The sequence below is a fragment of the Psychroflexus halocasei genome, assembly GCF_900107595.1.
GTDB lineage: Bacteria > Bacteroidota > Bacteroidia > Flavobacteriales > Flavobacteriaceae > Psychroflexus > Psychroflexus halocasei.
Map to the genome: position 1 here is coordinate 349196 of NZ_FNQF01000002.1, position 16798 is coordinate 365993.

The 16798-nt window shown below is 33.6% G+C and carries 14 protein-coding genes; 2 read left to right on the forward strand and 12 right to left on the reverse strand.

What is annotated here, in order from left to right; genetic code table 11:
* Positions 1-8: 8 nt before the first annotated feature.
* The 10 genes from recN to xerA all read right to left on the reverse strand — a co-directional run bounded on the left by recN (position 9) and on the right by xerA (position 11273).
* Positions 9-1661, reverse strand: coding sequence for a DNA repair protein RecN (gene recN, locus BLV84_RS03630; protein ID WP_093239654.1), 1653 nt, complete (start codon positions 1659-1661; stop codon positions 9-11).
* A gap of 54 nt (positions 1662-1715) precedes the next feature.
* Positions 1716-2600 (reverse strand): type IX secretion system protein PorD, encoded by an 885-nt coding sequence (porD, locus tag BLV84_RS03635; protein WP_093239656.1) that lies wholly within the window; start codon positions 2598-2600, stop codon positions 1716-1718.
* Positions 2597-3796 (reverse strand): bifunctional phosphopantothenoylcysteine decarboxylase/phosphopantothenate--cysteine ligase CoaBC, encoded by a 1200-nt coding sequence (coaBC, locus tag BLV84_RS03640; RefSeq protein WP_093239658.1) that lies wholly within the window; start codon positions 3794-3796, stop codon positions 2597-2599. Before coaBC ends, porD begins: the two co-directional genes overlap by 4 nt.
* The gene (locus tag BLV84_RS03645; RefSeq protein ID WP_093239660.1) at positions 3796-4131 is read right to left on the reverse strand and encodes a DNA-directed RNA polymerase subunit omega; all 336 of its coding nucleotides are present in this window, start codon (positions 4129-4131) and stop codon (positions 3796-3798) included. The genes coaBC and BLV84_RS03645 overlap by 1 nt, the downstream gene beginning before the upstream one ends.
* Entirely contained in the window at positions 4121-4942 is an 822-nt protein-coding gene (locus tag BLV84_RS03650; RefSeq protein WP_093239662.1) for an outer membrane protein assembly factor BamD, read from the reverse strand. The genes BLV84_RS03645 and BLV84_RS03650 overlap by 11 nt, the downstream gene beginning before the upstream one ends.
* A gap of 65 nt (positions 4943-5007) precedes the next feature.
* Positions 5008-5892: a 4-hydroxy-tetrahydrodipicolinate synthase gene (gene dapA, locus BLV84_RS03655; RefSeq protein WP_093239664.1), complete on the reverse strand. Its 885-nt coding sequence runs from the start codon at positions 5890-5892 to the stop codon at positions 5008-5010.
* Positions 5882-6388, reverse strand: coding sequence for a DUF6913 domain-containing protein (locus BLV84_RS03660; protein ID WP_093239666.1), 507 nt, complete (start codon positions 6386-6388; stop codon positions 5882-5884). The genes dapA and BLV84_RS03660 overlap by 11 nt, the downstream gene beginning before the upstream one ends.
* A gap of 39 nt (positions 6389-6427) precedes the next feature.
* Positions 6428-8287, reverse strand: coding sequence for a M61 family metallopeptidase (locus tag BLV84_RS03665; RefSeq protein ID WP_093239668.1), 1860 nt, complete (start codon positions 8285-8287; stop codon positions 6428-6430).
* A gap of 20 nt (positions 8288-8307) precedes the next feature.
* On the reverse strand, positions 8308-10311 hold the full coding sequence (locus BLV84_RS03670; protein ID WP_093239670.1) for a monovalent cation:proton antiporter family protein: 2004 nt from the start codon (positions 10309-10311) through the stop codon (positions 8308-8310).
* 65 nt (positions 10312-10376) lie between these two features.
* Positions 10377-11273 carry a site-specific tyrosine recombinase/integron integrase gene (xerA, locus tag BLV84_RS03675; RefSeq protein ID WP_093239672.1) on the reverse strand — a complete coding sequence of 299 codons (897 nt, stop codon included), beginning with the start codon at positions 11271-11273 and terminating at the stop codon, positions 10377-10379.
* A gap of 45 nt (positions 11274-11318) precedes the next feature.
* Here xerA and aroQ point away from each other — a divergent pair, with 45 nt between their 5' ends.
* Both aroQ and BLV84_RS03685 read left to right on the forward strand, forming a co-directional pair.
* Positions 11319-11741 carry a type II 3-dehydroquinate dehydratase gene (aroQ, locus tag BLV84_RS03680; RefSeq protein WP_093239674.1) on the forward strand — a complete coding sequence of 141 codons (423 nt, stop codon included), beginning with the start codon at positions 11319-11321 and terminating at the stop codon, positions 11739-11741.
* Complete coding sequence (locus BLV84_RS03685) at positions 11734-12450, forward strand: Dph6-related ATP pyrophosphatase (RefSeq protein ID WP_093239677.1); 717 nt, start codon at positions 11734-11736, stop codon at positions 12448-12450. Before aroQ ends, BLV84_RS03685 begins: the two co-directional genes overlap by 8 nt.
* A 55-nt stretch (positions 12451-12505) precedes the next feature.
* Here the strand turns inward: BLV84_RS03685 and BLV84_RS03690 are convergent, their stop codons facing one another.
* Positions 12506-13798, reverse strand: coding sequence for an amidohydrolase family protein (locus BLV84_RS03690; RefSeq protein WP_093239680.1), 1293 nt, complete (start codon positions 13796-13798; stop codon positions 12506-12508).
* Between the two features lies 1 nt (position 13799).
* Positions 13800-16787, reverse strand: coding sequence for an amidohydrolase family protein (locus BLV84_RS03695; protein WP_093239683.1), 2988 nt, complete (start codon positions 16785-16787; stop codon positions 13800-13802).
* Between the last annotated feature and the right edge of the window lie 11 nt (positions 16788-16798).

Consider the following 16798-nt stretch of genomic DNA (forward strand, 5'->3'; position numbering starts at 1 on the left):
TATAACATTTATTGATCTAACAAAGATTTTGCATGCGAAACTGCTGATTCAGAATCTTTGCTTCCAAGCATTTCGGCCAACTCATCAACGCGTTCTTTAGTCGATAAAACTGATATTTGTGATTGTGTTTTCTGATTCACAACTTCTTTAAACACTCTTAAATGTGTTTTTCCTTTCGCTGCAATTTGTGGTAAGTGTGTGATAGATATCACCTGCATATTTTCAGACATATCAAGCATGACGTCTCCCATTTTTTCTGCGATTTCACCTGAAACACCTGTATCTATTTCATCAAAAATTAAACTTGGCAATTTTAAGTGTTGAGATAATAAATATTTAATAGCTAAAGTAATTCTTGACATTTCTCCTCCTGAAGCAACTTTTTTAATCGCCTTTAGTTCTTGTCCTTTATTTGCTGTAAACAACCATTCAAACTTATCGCCTCCCTGAGCTGTGTAATTTTTATCGAAAATTCCTGATATTTTAAGTTGAGCATCTTGAATACCAAGATTTTTCAACATCAACTCAACGTGCTCACTGATAATTTTAACGACTTTGTTTCGGTTTTTAAATAAGACCTGAGCTGATTTTTTTAACTTTTCTTCTTCTTCAAAAATCTTCTTCTTTATCGCATCTTGATTAGATTGTGCATTATCTGAATTCTCAATCTCTTTCTCTAATCGAGACTGAATATCTAAGAGCTCTTCTATTGTTTGAACTTGATGCTTGTTTTGCAAATGATAAATTGCTTCCAATTTATCATCAACTTGAGTTTTTAGCTCTGGATCATTTTCAACATTTTCAAACTCTCGTTCAAGGTCACTTGTCAAATCTTCAACTTCAATCAAAACACTTTCTAACCTTTCTGAAAAGCCTGCCATTTTCTCATCATATTTAGCAGCATTTTTTAATGAAGTCGCGCTTTGTCTTAATTGCCCTAAAGCTCCCACATCTTCATGAGTCAATGTTTGCAAACTATCCGACAAACTTTCTTGAAGAACTTCAACATTATCGAGTTTAGCTTTAAGCTTTTCTAGATTAGCTTGCTCTCCTGCTTTGAGTTTGGCTTCATCTAATTCATTGTATAAAAACAAATTATAATCATAAGCTGCGGAAGCTTGACGTTGTTGTTCTTCTAAATCATGAAGTTCTTTTTTTAATTCTGCTAATTGGTAATAAGAATCTTGATATTTTTTCTTTTGAACATCTGTTGAAGCAATCGTGTCTAATATAAAATATTGAAAATCTTCTTCTCCAATACTCAATGTTTGATGCTGACTGTGAATATCGATAAGATGCTGACCTAATTGTGAAATTTGGGCTAAACGAACTGGGGTATCATTGACAAAAGATCTTGATTTTCCTGATGGTAATATCTCTCGACGGATAATCGTGCTATCATCATAATCGATGTCCAGTTCTTCAAAAATTGCTTGAAGTTGATAATCAGATATATTAAACTCAGCTTCAATAACACATTTTTTAGACGCATCACGAACTGTGCTTAAATCTGCCCTTTTTCCCAAAAGTAAACTAATGGCACCAAGTAAAATTGATTTACCTGCGCCAGTTTCTCCTGTAATTACGGTAAAGCCTTTATTGATGTTAAGTTGAACATCTTCAATGAGTGCAAAATTTCGGATATTTAGTTTGTTCAGCAAAGTCTTTAATTTTGCTGTAAATTTACGAAACTTGCGGAATAATCAAGCTTTTGATTAAGATTTGATTTGTCGCCAAGAACGACTGTGAACTGGAGAAATACTTAGAAGTAATTTTTTAATTTCAGCATGGTTTTCGTCATTACCACCGCTGTAGATTTGTAAAATTTCATTTGCTTTTGCATCAAAAAATCCTCTAATGACTGTTGAACTAGATCTGGATTTAGATAATGCTGAAATCTCTTTTAAGCTTTCGGTAATTTCAGATTTTGCTTTTTCAGAATCCATATAAAACTGGTCTAAACCTTGACGGTGATAGCGGTAATATGCTGATCTAAAATTAGCGTAATTTGCAGAGATGAGTTCTCTAATCAGATTGACACGAGAGTTATTTCCTGATGAAGCATCCCAACCTGTTCCTCTTTGTTGTGAAAAATTCGCAATTTGGTTAGCTGTTTCATAATAATCTGTTCCACCTTTTTCTTCAAAGCTATCGGCATCCAATCCTAAAATGGCATAAACATAATAGGAAATTGTCGAAACTAAATTATTCTGATAACTCGTTGATGAAAAGTTGAGCGCTTGGTATTCGTTGTATTGAAAGTTAAAATCAGAATCCTTGTAATTCATTAATGAAGAAACCTGATCGGTTCCAAAAATAGGTCGAGAAGCTTGGATTTGTAATGTTGCTCTGAAGTTATTTTCCTTTAAATCTTGCACCATGATAAAGAAACTAATATCAATCTTTTGGTGAGACTCTAAATCTTGATTTGTCCATGAGTTTCTATTGATGAACTCAGTCAATTCGGTTTCCAATGTTTTAAAAACGCTTAACTGGGTTTGTCCTGTTTGCTTAGCATCAATGGTAACTTCAGCATTGATTTCTTGTGAAAAACCAATTTGAACTACAAAACAAAAAGCAATAATAAATAGGTTTTTCATGATAAAATATTTGATGAGATAAATTTAAAAATATCTTGAGCAACTTCATTTTTGGGTTTTGCATCAAAGTCAAGCTGTTCATTTTTTGTCAGTAAACTTACTTGATTAAAGTCTGAACCAAAAACTTGATTAGAAGCATTAAGTTGATTTAAAACAATAACATCAAGATTTTTCTTTTCGATTTTAGCTTTTGCATGTACTTCAGCATTTTCAGTTTCTAAAGCAAAGCCCACAAGATATTGATCGGTTTTATGCTCTCCGATATATTTCAAAATATCTTGAGTTTTCTCTAACTCTAAAGTCATTGTTTCATTTGACTTTTTAATTTTCTGATCAGCTTGGTGTTTGGGTTTATAGTCAGAAACCGCTGCAGAAGAAATGATGACATCAGCAGAGCTAAATTCTTTTTGTACAGCCTGAAACATTTCTTCGGTAGATCTCACATTAATAAGTTTGAGGTGAGGATGAGAAATAGTCAAATATGTTGGCCCAGAAATCAAAACAACATCAGCGCCTAATCTTAAAGCTTCTTTAGCTAAAGCATAACCCATTTTTCCACTAGATCGATTTCCTATAAACCGAACTGGATCAATAGCTTCATAAGTTGGCCCAGCAGTGATTAAAACGCGTTTTCCATGTAAAGGTAATTGAGATAGTAAATCTTGACTGACGAATTCAAGAATCTCTTCTGGTTCAGCCATTCGGCCTTCTCCAGATAATCCACTTGCTAATTCTCCTACTCCTGGTTTAATAAATTTGTTTCCAAATTTGATCAACTGATCGATGCTTTGTTTTGTACTGCGATGCTTATACATATCTAAATCCATTGCTGGCGCAAAATAAACTGGACATTTTGCCGAAAGATATGTTGTCAACAAAAGATTATTTGCTGTGCCATTTGCCATTTTAGACAAGGTATTTGCAGTGGCTGGAGCGATTATAAACAAATCAGCCCACAAACCTAAATCAACATGATTTGTCCAGTTTCCTTCATCATCAGCCAATTGATGATAAACAGGATGTCCTGAAAGTGTTGATAAAGTAAGCGGGGTTACAAAATCTAGTGCATCAGGTGTCAAAATGACTTTGACGTCTGCACCATTTTTTTTTAATAATCTAACTAAAAAAGCAGATTTGTAAGCGGCAATACCAGCTGTGATGCCGACTAATATTTTCTTGCCGCTCAAAACTTGCATTATGCTTCTTCGTTTTCTTTAGTATTTCTGTAGTAGATTTTATCTTCTAACCACTCTTGTAAAGCTAAAGCATGTGGTTTAGGCAATCTTTCATAAAACTTAGAAACCTCGATTTGCTCTTTGTTTTCAAATATTTCTTCTAAACTTTCATTGTATGTTGCAAACTCATCAAGCTTTTCAAGTAGCTCTTTTTTCATATCAGAATTAATCTGACTAGAACGCTTTGCGATGATTGAGATTGCCTCGTAAATATTATCAGTAGGCGCATCGATTTTATTCTTATCGATAGTTTCTGTACTCGTTGGCGCTTTAGAATCTTTAATATTAGTTTTCATATGCTTTTTCTTTTAATCTTTTATTGATATCGTCAAAATACGTTTGAGCTTCTTCTGCAAACTCTCCTTCAGGGTAATATCTTAAATAATCTTCTCCGTAATTTTTTGCTTCTTCTAATCTTTCTTCTACTAAAACTCTTAAACTATTAATTGCTAAAAGGTAAGCAGATTCATATTTGTAAAAGTAAGCTTTCTCTTTATAATTAGTTCCAGGGTAATCAAGAATATAATTATCTAAAGCTTCAATTGCAGCTTTATAACGCTCAGTATGATGATATTGTTTTGCAATTTCATAATACTTTCTGTCTATTTTTTCTTGTAACTCAGCTACCAAAACATTCGCCTCATCAAAATGTTCACCTTCAGTATAAGTGTCAATATATATTTGCAGTTTAGCCAAAGCTTTTAAGCTCTGAGATTGATCTAAACTATAAACTGGTGAAACTTCATAGTAACTTTTAGCCGACTTAAAGAGTGCTTCTTCAGATTTTTGACTTGTTGGGTATGATTGCGTAAACCTTTCAAATAAATGCGCCGCTGTAAAATAATCTCCACTTAAATAATAAGCGTTTGCATTCATATAAGTCACAGTTTCACCTTGAGGTTTACCTCTGTATTGTGGTAAAATTTGATCAAACAAACGCATCGATTTATTGAAGTAGCGATTTTTGCCTGTTTCAACACCTTTTTCATATAATTCTTTTGCCATTTCATATTTCGGGCCAACTTCTTCAGCTTTAAGTACCTTTTGATACTCACTGCAAGAGCTGAAAAGAATTAATGACAATAATAAAACTGTAACGTACCTCATAGAGAATAAATATTTTGCAAAATTACTGATTATAATCTTATTAAAAAAACGCAATTTTTTTAAGCTTATTTTAATGTGTTAATAAAATCTGATAATTTAGATTTTAATCCAGCTGTTGCTTCCACTAAAGGCAAGCGAACATCAGCTTCACAAAGTGACTTAGCCTCAAAAACCGCTTTGATTCCCGCTGGATTTCCTTCTTCAAAAATCAAGTCAATGCCTTTCATCAATTTATATTGTAAAGCAAAAGCTTCATCAACTTTTCTTGATAAACCGAAATTCATCATTTTAGAAAATTCTTTTGGAAAACCTTCAGCCATCACTGAAATAACGCCTGCTCCTCCTGCTAAAACCATTGGCAAAGCAATCATATCATCACCAGAAATCACCAAGAAATCTTTTGGCGTGTCTCTTATTAAAGTCATCGCCTGATTCATATCGCCTGCTGCTTCTTTGATACCGATAATATTGTCAAAATCTTCAGCTAGGCGCACGACTGTTTCTGGCTGCATATTTGATCCTGTTCGACCTGGTACGTTATAAAGAATAATAGGTAAATCAGATGCTTTTGCTAAAGCTGCAAAATGTTGATAAATCCCTTCTTGAGTGGGTTTGTTATAAAATGGAGAAACCGATAAAATTGCGTCAAAACCATCAAAATTTTCACGTTGATAGGTTTTAATCAATTCTGCTGTGTTATTGATTCCGACACCTAACATTAAGGGTAATCTGCCATTGTTTTCTTCGCGAATTATTTTTTTAACAAGCTCCTTTTCTTCCATTGAAAGCGTTGCACTTTCAGCCGTTGTCCCTAAAGCCACAATATAATCTATACCATTATCTATTTGGTAATTGATCAATTTTTTTAAGGCTTCAACATCAACTTTTTTATCTTTAGTAAAAGGCGTTACAAGCGCAACACCAGTTCCTTTAAATTGATTAAGATCCATAATCGATTTGTTTTAAATATTTTGAAGCTTCACTAAAGAACTCCTGAGGTTCTTTAGATGAAACCCTGATAAGCATTTGATTTTGTTCTAAGTCTGAAATTCCGACTTGAAAATTTGCTTTTAAACATGAATTCATCAATTGCAAATAAACAGATTCCTCATCAAATAGATTAAAAATCAACTGATAAGTTTGACCATAAAAGCCTTTTAGTTCTTCTGACTTTGGTTTTGAAAAAAAATTAAAATCTTTTTTTGAAAAAACATGCAAGCCATCTGCTGATTTATCTTGATTTTCATCTGAAAAAGCAATTAAATCCAATTGATAGTTTTTAAATTCTTTAAAATTATTTTGAAAACACTGCGATAATTCATTTGAAGAATAATCACTGAGATGAAACAAAATAGCAACACGATCAGATTTACGTTCTGATTTCTGATTTTTCAAATTTTTCTTTGATGTCTTCTCTAAAAAGTAACTTTTGAGCCCTTTACCCATTCTTCATTAATAATTATGAATTGATTTGATTGATAAATCTTAAGATTTCAACCATGCTTCTCTTAGTCTGTAAGCCGCAGAATCTTTAGGAACATCCTTAGCTTCTATTTCAAAACTTGTTGTTGTCGGTCTTGAAACTTTACCTTCAAGTTTAATTTCTTTACCATCTCTTTCAACAACCATTGTTAAGTCGTCACCAGAATTCCATCTAAAAGATGCACTAATCATTGCACGAACATTATGCAGCTTATATTCTGTGCCGTTCACGCTTTTGATGTAATCACCTGGTTTTACACCCAATTCTTTAAAAGTAGAGTGTAAAGGGTAAGCCTTTCTAAAGAAAATTTTATTATTCTTAGTGTTAACGTCAATAAAAGGCGTTTCACCATCAATAAAAAACTCTGTTTGCTTTTGTTTTTGAATGTATTCTAGACCAACTTTATTTAAAAATTCCTCATAAGGTATTGGCGTCGAACCTGTGATATATGTATCAAAATAATTCTGAATTTCTGGGTAGGTTGCCTTCACAATTTCTGAAATCAATTCATCATCTTGAAATGGTTTATTTTTTCCGTATTTATCAATTAATGTTTTTAAAGTTTTCAAAATACCTTGATCGCCATCACTCAATTCACGCAACCTGATATCAAGCGTCATTCCGATTAAAGCACCTTTAAGGTAAACATTGTAATATTGATCTTTGTAATCTTCTGACAAAATATTTTCGCTTAACTCAGTCATTGGCATTTCATCATTAAATCCTTGTGATGTTTGAATTTTTTCTGCCATACGATCATAAAATTCTTGTTCAGTAATCAAACCTTGATTGACCTGAAATAAATTTGCAAAATATTCAGTCACACCTTCATATAACCATAAATGCTGAGACATTTTAGGTGTATTATAATCAAAAAAATGTACTTCTTCCGACTGAAGATTTAATGGTGTGATAATGTGAAAAAACTCATGTGACACAACATCCGTCATCGATTCTTCTAACTGCTCAAGAGACATCATTTCCGGCAAAACCACTGTTGTCGATGTGTGATGCTCAAGCGCTCCAAAACCTGTTGCGTCAGTTTTTTCCATATCTGATAAATACAGGATAATTGAGTAGAGCGGCGTGTTATCTATCTTTCCTAAAAAAGATTTCTGCGCTTGCACCATTTTCTCCATACTTGGTTTTAAATCTTCAGCTGTGTATTTATTATTAGGCGAATAAACGCTTAATTCAACCACCATATCTTGGATATCAAAAGTCGTTTTACTCAATTTACCATACATAATTGGGTTGTCAATCAATCCGAAATAACGCGAAGTCATATAAGCATCTGTGACTTTTTGATCAATAGTGTCACGACTTGCGATTTGCAATGAAGATGCACTTTTAAAATCAAGTGGTCTTGTAATTTTTAATTGATGATTTTCTTCTTGATGTCCTTCAAAATAGCCGACAAAGCCATGTAAATTCAGCATGTAATTTTCGCCTTCTTCAATATTTGTCCCAGCTGGAGAAAAAACACCGCCTTCATCATCGATATCGTAAGTGTCATTAACTTTATATGAAATTTTGTCAAGTTCTGTTGCATTATTAATCGTCCATGTATTTTCATCATTTTGAACAACAGGCATTGTTTTGCCTTCATAATCGTAAGCGACCATTTCTTGCACAAACTGTCCATAATCACTAAGATCATAAGTTCCAGGAACTGTTTTAGGAATATAAAACTTGATACTTTCTGTTTTAATTTTTCCCGGATTATGTGTGACGGTTAACATATCTTGATCGACATCTGTTAAGTCAATCGAAACTTCTATTCCTTTTGAAGCATTAGGCTGAACGCCACACGCCACAAAGAGTAAGCTTGAGATGACAAGTGCTGAAATTCTTTTATACATCATTTCTTTTTTTATTTTATTTAAATTTTAATCACCTTATTCAACGCGTTGATGTCTTTTGGTGCACCAAAGATATAGATGATATCATCAACTTCAATTTTAGATGTTGGTTTTATTTCTGATTTGTAGTAGCGTCCGCGTTTGATGCCCAATACAACTAAATTATATTTTTGCGAAAGCTGTGATTCAATTAATGATTTGCCTACGATATCATTATCCTTGTGTTGCACATGCAGTGAAGCAACTTCTTTGTTTGGAATATTAAGTTGCTCAAAGGCACCTTTTGCAGAAAAAGGTTTCACACTAGTCAACATTTCATAGTCTGAGGATCTGATGTTTGAAACAATTCTGTTGATCTCATCATGCGTAATCATATATTGTTTTAAAACACGTGTAAAAATTTCAATAGAAGTTTCAAATTCTTCAGGAATAACCTCGTCTGCACCCAATTTCATATTTTCTTCTATTTCCTTTACGTATCGTGTTCTCACAATGGTGTGCACAGTTTGTGAAAACAAACGAATGGTAGATATAATTTTCTTTGTTGCATTAGGATCAGAAATCGCAATCACGGCTGTTCTCGCCTTCTGAATATTGATATATTTCAAAATTTCTGGTTCAGACGCGTCTCCATAAACCACAGGATGATTTCGGCGTTTTGCTTCTTGAATTTCATCGTAATCAATTTCAACAATCACATAAGGAATACCTGTTGATCGCGTTACGCGAGCAATATTTTTACCATTAATACCATAACCTATAATGACAACGTGATCATCCCAATTGTCATCTTGATCTTCTTCATTAGAACTCAAAGCCATTTTCTGTGCTTTGATACGAGCTCTCACACGTTTCGGCAATGGAACTTTTAAAAAGTAAGCTGTTAGCGCATCAGATTTTTGTATAAAAAACGGTGTGAGTGCCATCGTCATGATTGAAACGGCCAAAAAATACTGATACATATCTTGCGTCAATAAATCATTTTGAACACCAACTGTCGAAAGTAATAATGAAAATTCCCCAACTTGAAAAACAGCTAAAGCCGTCATCATTGCTGTTTTGACATTCAACTTTAAAACAGCTGAAGTCACAAAAATAATAATCATTTTTACGAGCAAAACAATCAGGACAAAAGCTAGAATATAAAGAACATTTTCAGCGAAGAAACTTAAATCTAAAAGTGAACCTACTGAAATAAAGAAGAAACTGATAAATATTTCTCTAAAAGGTAAAACATTTGCAGTCGCCTGATGGCTGTATTCAGATTCAGAGATAATTAAACCTGCAAAGAAAGCACCTAAAGCAAGCGAGAGTCCTACTGCTGAAGTTAGCCAGGCAATTGCAAAACAAAAGACAATTGTTGTCAATATAAAAAGTTCACGATTTTTGGCTTTAACGACCATTTTAAAAACCTGTGGAACAATATATTTTTGGAGAATCCAGACAACGACACCAAGGCCGACTAATTTTGCAATTAAAATGATGATTGTCATCGTGACATCATCAGATTTTCCCGCCAAAATCGGTGTTAACAGCATCATAGGCACAACGATGATATCTTGAAAAATCAAGATTCCTAGAGCTAAACGTCCATGAGATTGTGAGATTTCACCACGTTCCTGAAGCATTTTCAACACAATTGCTGTTGAGCTCAAAGCAATCAGAAATCCAATAAAAATAGCTGTATTATAACTGATACCGAAAGCATAAACCACTAAGCTTGTCAATAAAATTGTACCAATCACTTGAACGCCACCGCCCAGAAAAACAATCCGTCGCATTTTCATTAACCCACTAAAGGACAACTCAATACCGATCACAAAAAGTAGAAAAATAATTCCTATTTCGGAGAGTAACTCAACTTCGTGATAAGAACTCAATAAATTAAAAGCACTTGGTCCTACAATTATTCCCGCTAATAAAAAACCCAGAATAGAAGGTAATTTTAACTTCTGAAAGCCGAGAATAATAAAAATTGAGATGCCAAGTACAACAACAATCTCCTTGAGTAATGGAATTTCCATAAATTAATTTAGGTTTGGTTGAATATATTAATTTTTATGAGTTTCAAATAAATTTTGTTCTTTTTTTACGCACGTGGATGAAATTGCTCAATTGTGACACGCAAATGAGTCTGATTCAAATGTATATAAACTTCAGTTGTTGTGATGCTTTCATGGCCAAGTATTTGTTGTATCGCTCTTAAATCGGCACCATTCTCTAACAAATGTGTTGCATAAGAATGTCTAAAAGTATGTGGACTTATTTTTTTGTCAAGATTTGCTTCTTCTGAAAATTTTCTAACAATTGTAAAAATCATGGCACGTGTGAGTTGTTTTCCTCGTCTGTTTAAAAACAAAACGTCTTCAAATCCATTTGCGATTTCACCCAATCGCCTTACATCGTTAATGTAGATTTCTATCAAATGCTGTGTGTAATCATTTAGAGGAACAAACCTCTGCTTCTCCCCTTTTCCGACAATTGAGATAAATCCTTCGTCAAAAAACAAATCTGACAAGCGTAAATTAATCAATTCAGAAACACGCAAACCACAACCGTAAAGCATCTCAATAATCGTTTTGTTACGCTGACCTTGCGGGTGTGACAAATCAATTGCAGCAACAATTTCATCAATTTCTTCGACACTTAAAGTGTCTGGTAGTTTCCTTCCAATTTTAGGCGATTCTATCAATAAAACAGGATTGTCGTCTCTCACTTCATCAAAAACCAAAAAGTCAAAAAAGCTACGCAAGCCAGATAAAATTCGAGCTTGTGTGCGCTCGTTAACCACCTTTGAGAGTTCATAAATAAAAGATCGTAAATCTTCTGTTGAAATCTTTTTGGGACCGACTTCAATTTTATTTATTGCTAAATATTTTACTAATTTTTCAACATCAAGAATATAAGAATTGACAGTATTTTCAAGCAAACCTCTCTCGATTTTCAAATAATTTTTAAAAGAATTGATTGCCGATTGCCAATGCATGCTGTGTCTTAATTTTTTGTAATTTAGCTGATCTAAGCTTAGTTTATGAAATTACATATTATCAACGGACCAAATTTAAACTTATTAGGAAAAAGAGAACCTAAAATTTATGGTAAAAAAAGTTTTAAAAGCTTTTTTACAGAACTACAATTTAAATTTAGAAAAGTTGAATTATCATATTTTCAATCTAATTCAGAAAGTGATCTGATCACCAAAATCCAAAACGCAAAAGCCGACGGTATCATCATCAACGCTGCGGCATACACGCATACTTCAATTGCTATTGCTGATGCCATTGCAGCTATTGATATTCCTGTTGTGGAAATTCATATTTCGAACACGCATGCCAGAGAAGATTTTAGAAAAAAATCATATTTATCACCTGTTGTTAAAGGCTGTATTTTTGGTTTTGGCATGCAAAGTTATGAGCTTGCTATTCAAAGTTTTTTAAACCAAGAAAATGCATAAAACTTACCTCAACTGGAGTTCTGGTAAAGATGCAATGCTGGCTTTACATAAGTTACAGAATACAGCAAATTGCCCAGATTTATTGGTCAGTACAATTAATTCTGAAGTTGACCGAGTCAGCATGCATGGCTTACCCATTTCACTTTTAGAAAAACAAACTGAAGCCTTGCAAATGAAGCTTCATCAAATTCCTTTAAACGGGCAATTATCGTTGACTGAATATAATAAAGTGATGCATAAAGAAGTCACGGATCTTCTTCATCAAGGCTACAAAACATCAGTTTTTGGAGACATTTTATTAGAAGATTTGAAGGCTTATCGTGAAAAAGAATTTAAAGGCTCGGGTATTCAAACTTTATTTCCTTTATGGAAGAAAAACACATCAAAACTCATCAAAGAATTTATTGAATTAGGTTACAAAGCAATTGTTGTTTGTACAAATTCAGCTTATTTAGATGATGATTTTTGTGGAAGAATCATCGATCACAATTTCTTAAAAGATTTACCAGACAATGTTGACCCTTGTGGTGAAAATGGAGAGTTTCACACTTTTGTTTTTGATGGATCTCTTTTTAAAAACCCCGTCACGTTTGAAGTTTTAGGGAAAGTACAGAAAAACTATCAAGCCAACGAAGATGAAAAAGATGATTGTTTTAAAGAAGAAAAACAATCTTGGGATCATCAATTTTGCTTTTTAGATATCACATAAAAAAACTGCCTTAAAAATATTAAGGCAGTTTTAAAATCATTTTTTCTTAAAGAAACTATTCGTTTTCGTATTTTTCAGAATAACGCTTGTAAAGTTCAGTTTGATGAGACTCTAAACTTATATCTCTTCCCTGTATAAAAGCCTTCATCAATTTATTGCCACGCATTTCAAGCGCATCACCTTCACTGATAAAAAGCGTTGCATCCTTACCGACTTCCAAACTTCCAACTTGATCATCAATTCCTAAAATTTTAGCTGTGTTTAATGTGATCATTTTTAAAGCTTCATTTTTATCAAGACCGTAAGCCACAGCAGTTCCTGCATAAAAAGGAAGGTTACGTGAGTTTTGACGCTCCATATCTCCGCTTCCTTCTAAAGCAACCAAAACACCTGCTTCATGAAGAATTTTTGGTAATTTATAAGGCAAATCATAATCGTCATCCTCAAAATTTGGGACAGAATGAACACGCTGAATTAATACAGAAATACCTGCTTCCTTTAGTTCATCAGCTAATTGATGCGCCTGATAACCACCAACAATTGTCAGATTATTAAAATTAATTTCTTTCTGAAAACTGATCACATCTCTAATTTCCTTTTCACCGTTGACGTGAATAAAAAGATTTTTATTTCCATCAAAAACGCCTTGCATTGCGCGTTTTGCTAAATCAATTTCCTGACTTGTTTCTTTGTAAACACTTGCACTTTTAAAATAAGTTTTGAGCTCGTCAACTTCTTTTTGGTAATCTTTGTTTTGCTCATAACGACGATCAGCATCATACCAATTTCCACTTCTTGAAAAACCTGAAGGCCAATTCACATGAACAGCATCATTTTCTTTAATAATCGCATCTTCCCAGTTCCAAGCATCAAATTGTACAATTGAAGAGGTTCCTGAAATTCGGCCGCCTCTTGGCGTGATTTGCCCCATCAAGACGCCGTTAGGGCGCATGCTTTCAACAAGTTTACTTTCAGTATTGTAAGCAATGATACTTCTGACATGTGGTAACATTTTACCAAGCTCTCGCTCATCATCAGAAGCTCTGACGGCATCAACTTCAACTAAACCTAATGTTGAATTAGGCGCGATAAAACCTGGATAAACATTTTTACCTTCTGCATTGATCACTTTTCCCTTTGCTTGAGATTGATCTGTTCCGACGTAAGTAATTTTCCCATTTTCAAAAACGATAATAGAATTTTCAATTTGATTTCCGTTACCAATATAGGCAGTTGCGCCTTTTATAGAAATTGCTTCTTTTTGAGGAGATGCTGGTGTTTGTTGTGCATAAGAATATGAAAACATCACAGCAAAAACCAGATATATAAATTGTTTGATTGACTTCATTTTAGTTGTGTTTATGATTGATGTGATCTAAACTATCACAGTGTAAAAACTCTTTTTCTTCCTTTTTAATAGGTTGTGTTTCCATGCCTTTGTTTTTGGCAGCCATCATTTGATTAATTAAAACTTGACGCTCTTTTTTAATCTCTTGGCGCATTTTTTTATCTTTTTCAAGATCAAAATAAACAACGCCTTCAATCAATGTTTGAATTGGTTTTGCATAAACACTTAACGGATGTGCATTCCACAATACAACATCAGCATCTTTACCTTCTTCAACAGTTCCGACACGATCTTCTAAGTGTAAAAGTTTGGCTGGGTTTGCTGTGACAAACTTCCAAGCATCTTCTTCAGAAACGCCACCGTACTTCATTGTTTTAGCGGCTTCTTGGTTTAATCGTCGAATCATTTCGCCATCATCACTATTAATAGCAACTGTTACACCTTGGTTATGCATAATTGCTGCATTATGAGGAATGGCATCATTTACCTCATATTTATAAGCCCACCAGTCAGCAAATGTTGATCCGCCAGCGCCGTGTTCTTGCATTTTGTCTGCAACTTTGTAACCTTCAAGAATATGTGTAAAAGTATTGACATTAAAATCAAAATCTTCTGCTACTTTCATCAACATATTAATTTCACTTTGCACATAAGAATGGCAAGAAATAAAACGTTCTTGATTAAGAATTTCTAATAAAGTTTCCATTTCTTCATCCTTTCTATAAGGTTTTCCAGAGGCTTTACGTTCACCGTAAGCTTGAGCTCTTGTAAAATAATCTCTAAAAACTTGCTCGACTCCCATTCTTGATTGTGGAAAACGTGAACGTCCGCCCCAATTAGATTGTTTAACATTTTCACCTAAAGCAAATTTGATAAATTTTGGCGAGTTATCATAAATTAACTCGTCTGCGCTTTCTCCCCACTTCAGTTTGATAATTGCAGAGCGACCACCAATTGGGTTTGCCGATCCGTGCAATAATTGCGCAGATGTGACACCTCCAGCTAAAGATCTGTAAATACTAATATCATCAGGATTGACAACATCTTCCATTTTCACTTCAGCAGAAGAATTGTGCCCGCCTTCGTTCACTGAAGATAATGCAATATGTGAATGCTCATCAATGATTCCTGCCGTTAAAAATTTTCCTGTTGCATCAATGACTTTTGCATTCCCTGATCTAAGATTTTGACCAATTTTTGAAATTTTTCCGTTCTTAATTAAAACATCAGTTTGTTCTAGAGTTCCCTTTTCAGCTCCTGTAATAACAGTAGCGTTTTTAAAAAGAATTTTCTTAGCTTCTTGTTTTGGTTCTTTAAAACCATAAGCTGTATTTGGGTAACTAACACTTAATAAATCTTCAAACTTCAACTGCTCTTTTTCTTTTTTATCCTTCTTATCAGATTTTTCTTCCTGAACATTTTGTAAACGTTGCGCTGTAAAAGTAGTTGTATTACCATTTTCCAAAGTGACCTTACCTTTAATCAGGCTAGGAACTTCATCAATTTTAGCACTTAAAACTTTGTAGTTTTTATCTTCTTTTGAAGACAAAATCAATCTTAACCATTGGTTTTCAAAAGATAATTTTGCAGCATATTTAAAATCTTTCTGCTTAACTTCAGCAGAATATTTTCCTGACTTTTCTTTTATTTTTAAATCAAAAGCTTCATCGTTTATCGTCAATTTATACTGACCTGCAATATCAATTTTATGAATGTCCTTATAACGATGACGCTCACCTTGAACCCAGTTTTCTGCAATTTCAAAATTATCTGTAAACAATTCATTTTCAGAAATAATGAAGTTTGCTAATTTTCCTTTTTCAAGAGTTCCTACATGCTGATCAGCATTGATTAATTTTGCGGGAACTGAAGTTAAAGCAGCTAGAGCAACTGATTTATCTAAACCTAAATCGACTGATTTTTGAAGATTTTTCAACAACATATCTGGCGATTTTAAATCACGCGTTGTAAAAGCTATATCAACACCTTTCTCTGAAAGCATTTGAGCATTTGCAGGTGCCAATTGCCAATCTTTCATATCGCTTAATGAAAGATAGTCTCTTAAATATGGATCTTCAACATCATAAGCTTTTGGATAATTAACTGGTAAAATAAAAGCAGCTTGTGTTGCTGCGATTTCATCAATTCTTTTATACTCATCACCGCCACCAATAATTGCATATTGAACACCAAATTGATCACCAATTTTGTCAGCTCGTAATGCATTTAAATAATTTTCAACAGAAAAAACTTGAGGTAAATTTTCTTGAGAAACAAAAGCCTCAATAGCCAAATCTTTATCTTCAATTAAGCCGTTTTTATAAGCATCTGTGTCATGATAAAACTGTCTTAACAAGGCTGTAAAACCCATTGTTGAACTTGGATAAGCTTGCTGGGTTTGTTGACTTCTATCAAAAGCAAAATATTGTGCTGATTTTTCGTTGAGCAAACGCGAATGAGATGTTTCGTCATTTAAGGCAACCAAAGCACTTGTTCCGCGTACAAAGCCATCAGCAATATGTGTGTTCACAACACCAAAACCAGCTTTTCTTAACTTATCAGCTTTTTTCTGATCGTATTCAAAATGAGATTTTGCTTCTTGATCTGGTCTCACGTGATCATTCCAATAATAACCACTTCTGTTAGCGTCATATTGAGGTTGTGATTTTCTTTTTACTGATTGTATTTTTTTGATTCCAAAATCAGAATAAGTTTCTATAAAAGATGGATAAATATGTTTGCCTGGCGCATCTACAACAATTGTATTTTCAGGAAGTTTAACTGAACGTCCAACTTCTACTATTTTGCCGTCTTTAATTAGAAGTGTTGCATTTTTTAGTGTTTTTTGAGCATTGACATGAATCACAGCCGAAGTGATTGCAACATAGTTTGATGTTTCTGACTTTACGGCTTTTGAATCAGGGAAATAGTCCTGAGCAAAACTCGTTATGCCAAATAAAACACAAAACATAAAAATGTACTGTTTCATAAGATAGAATT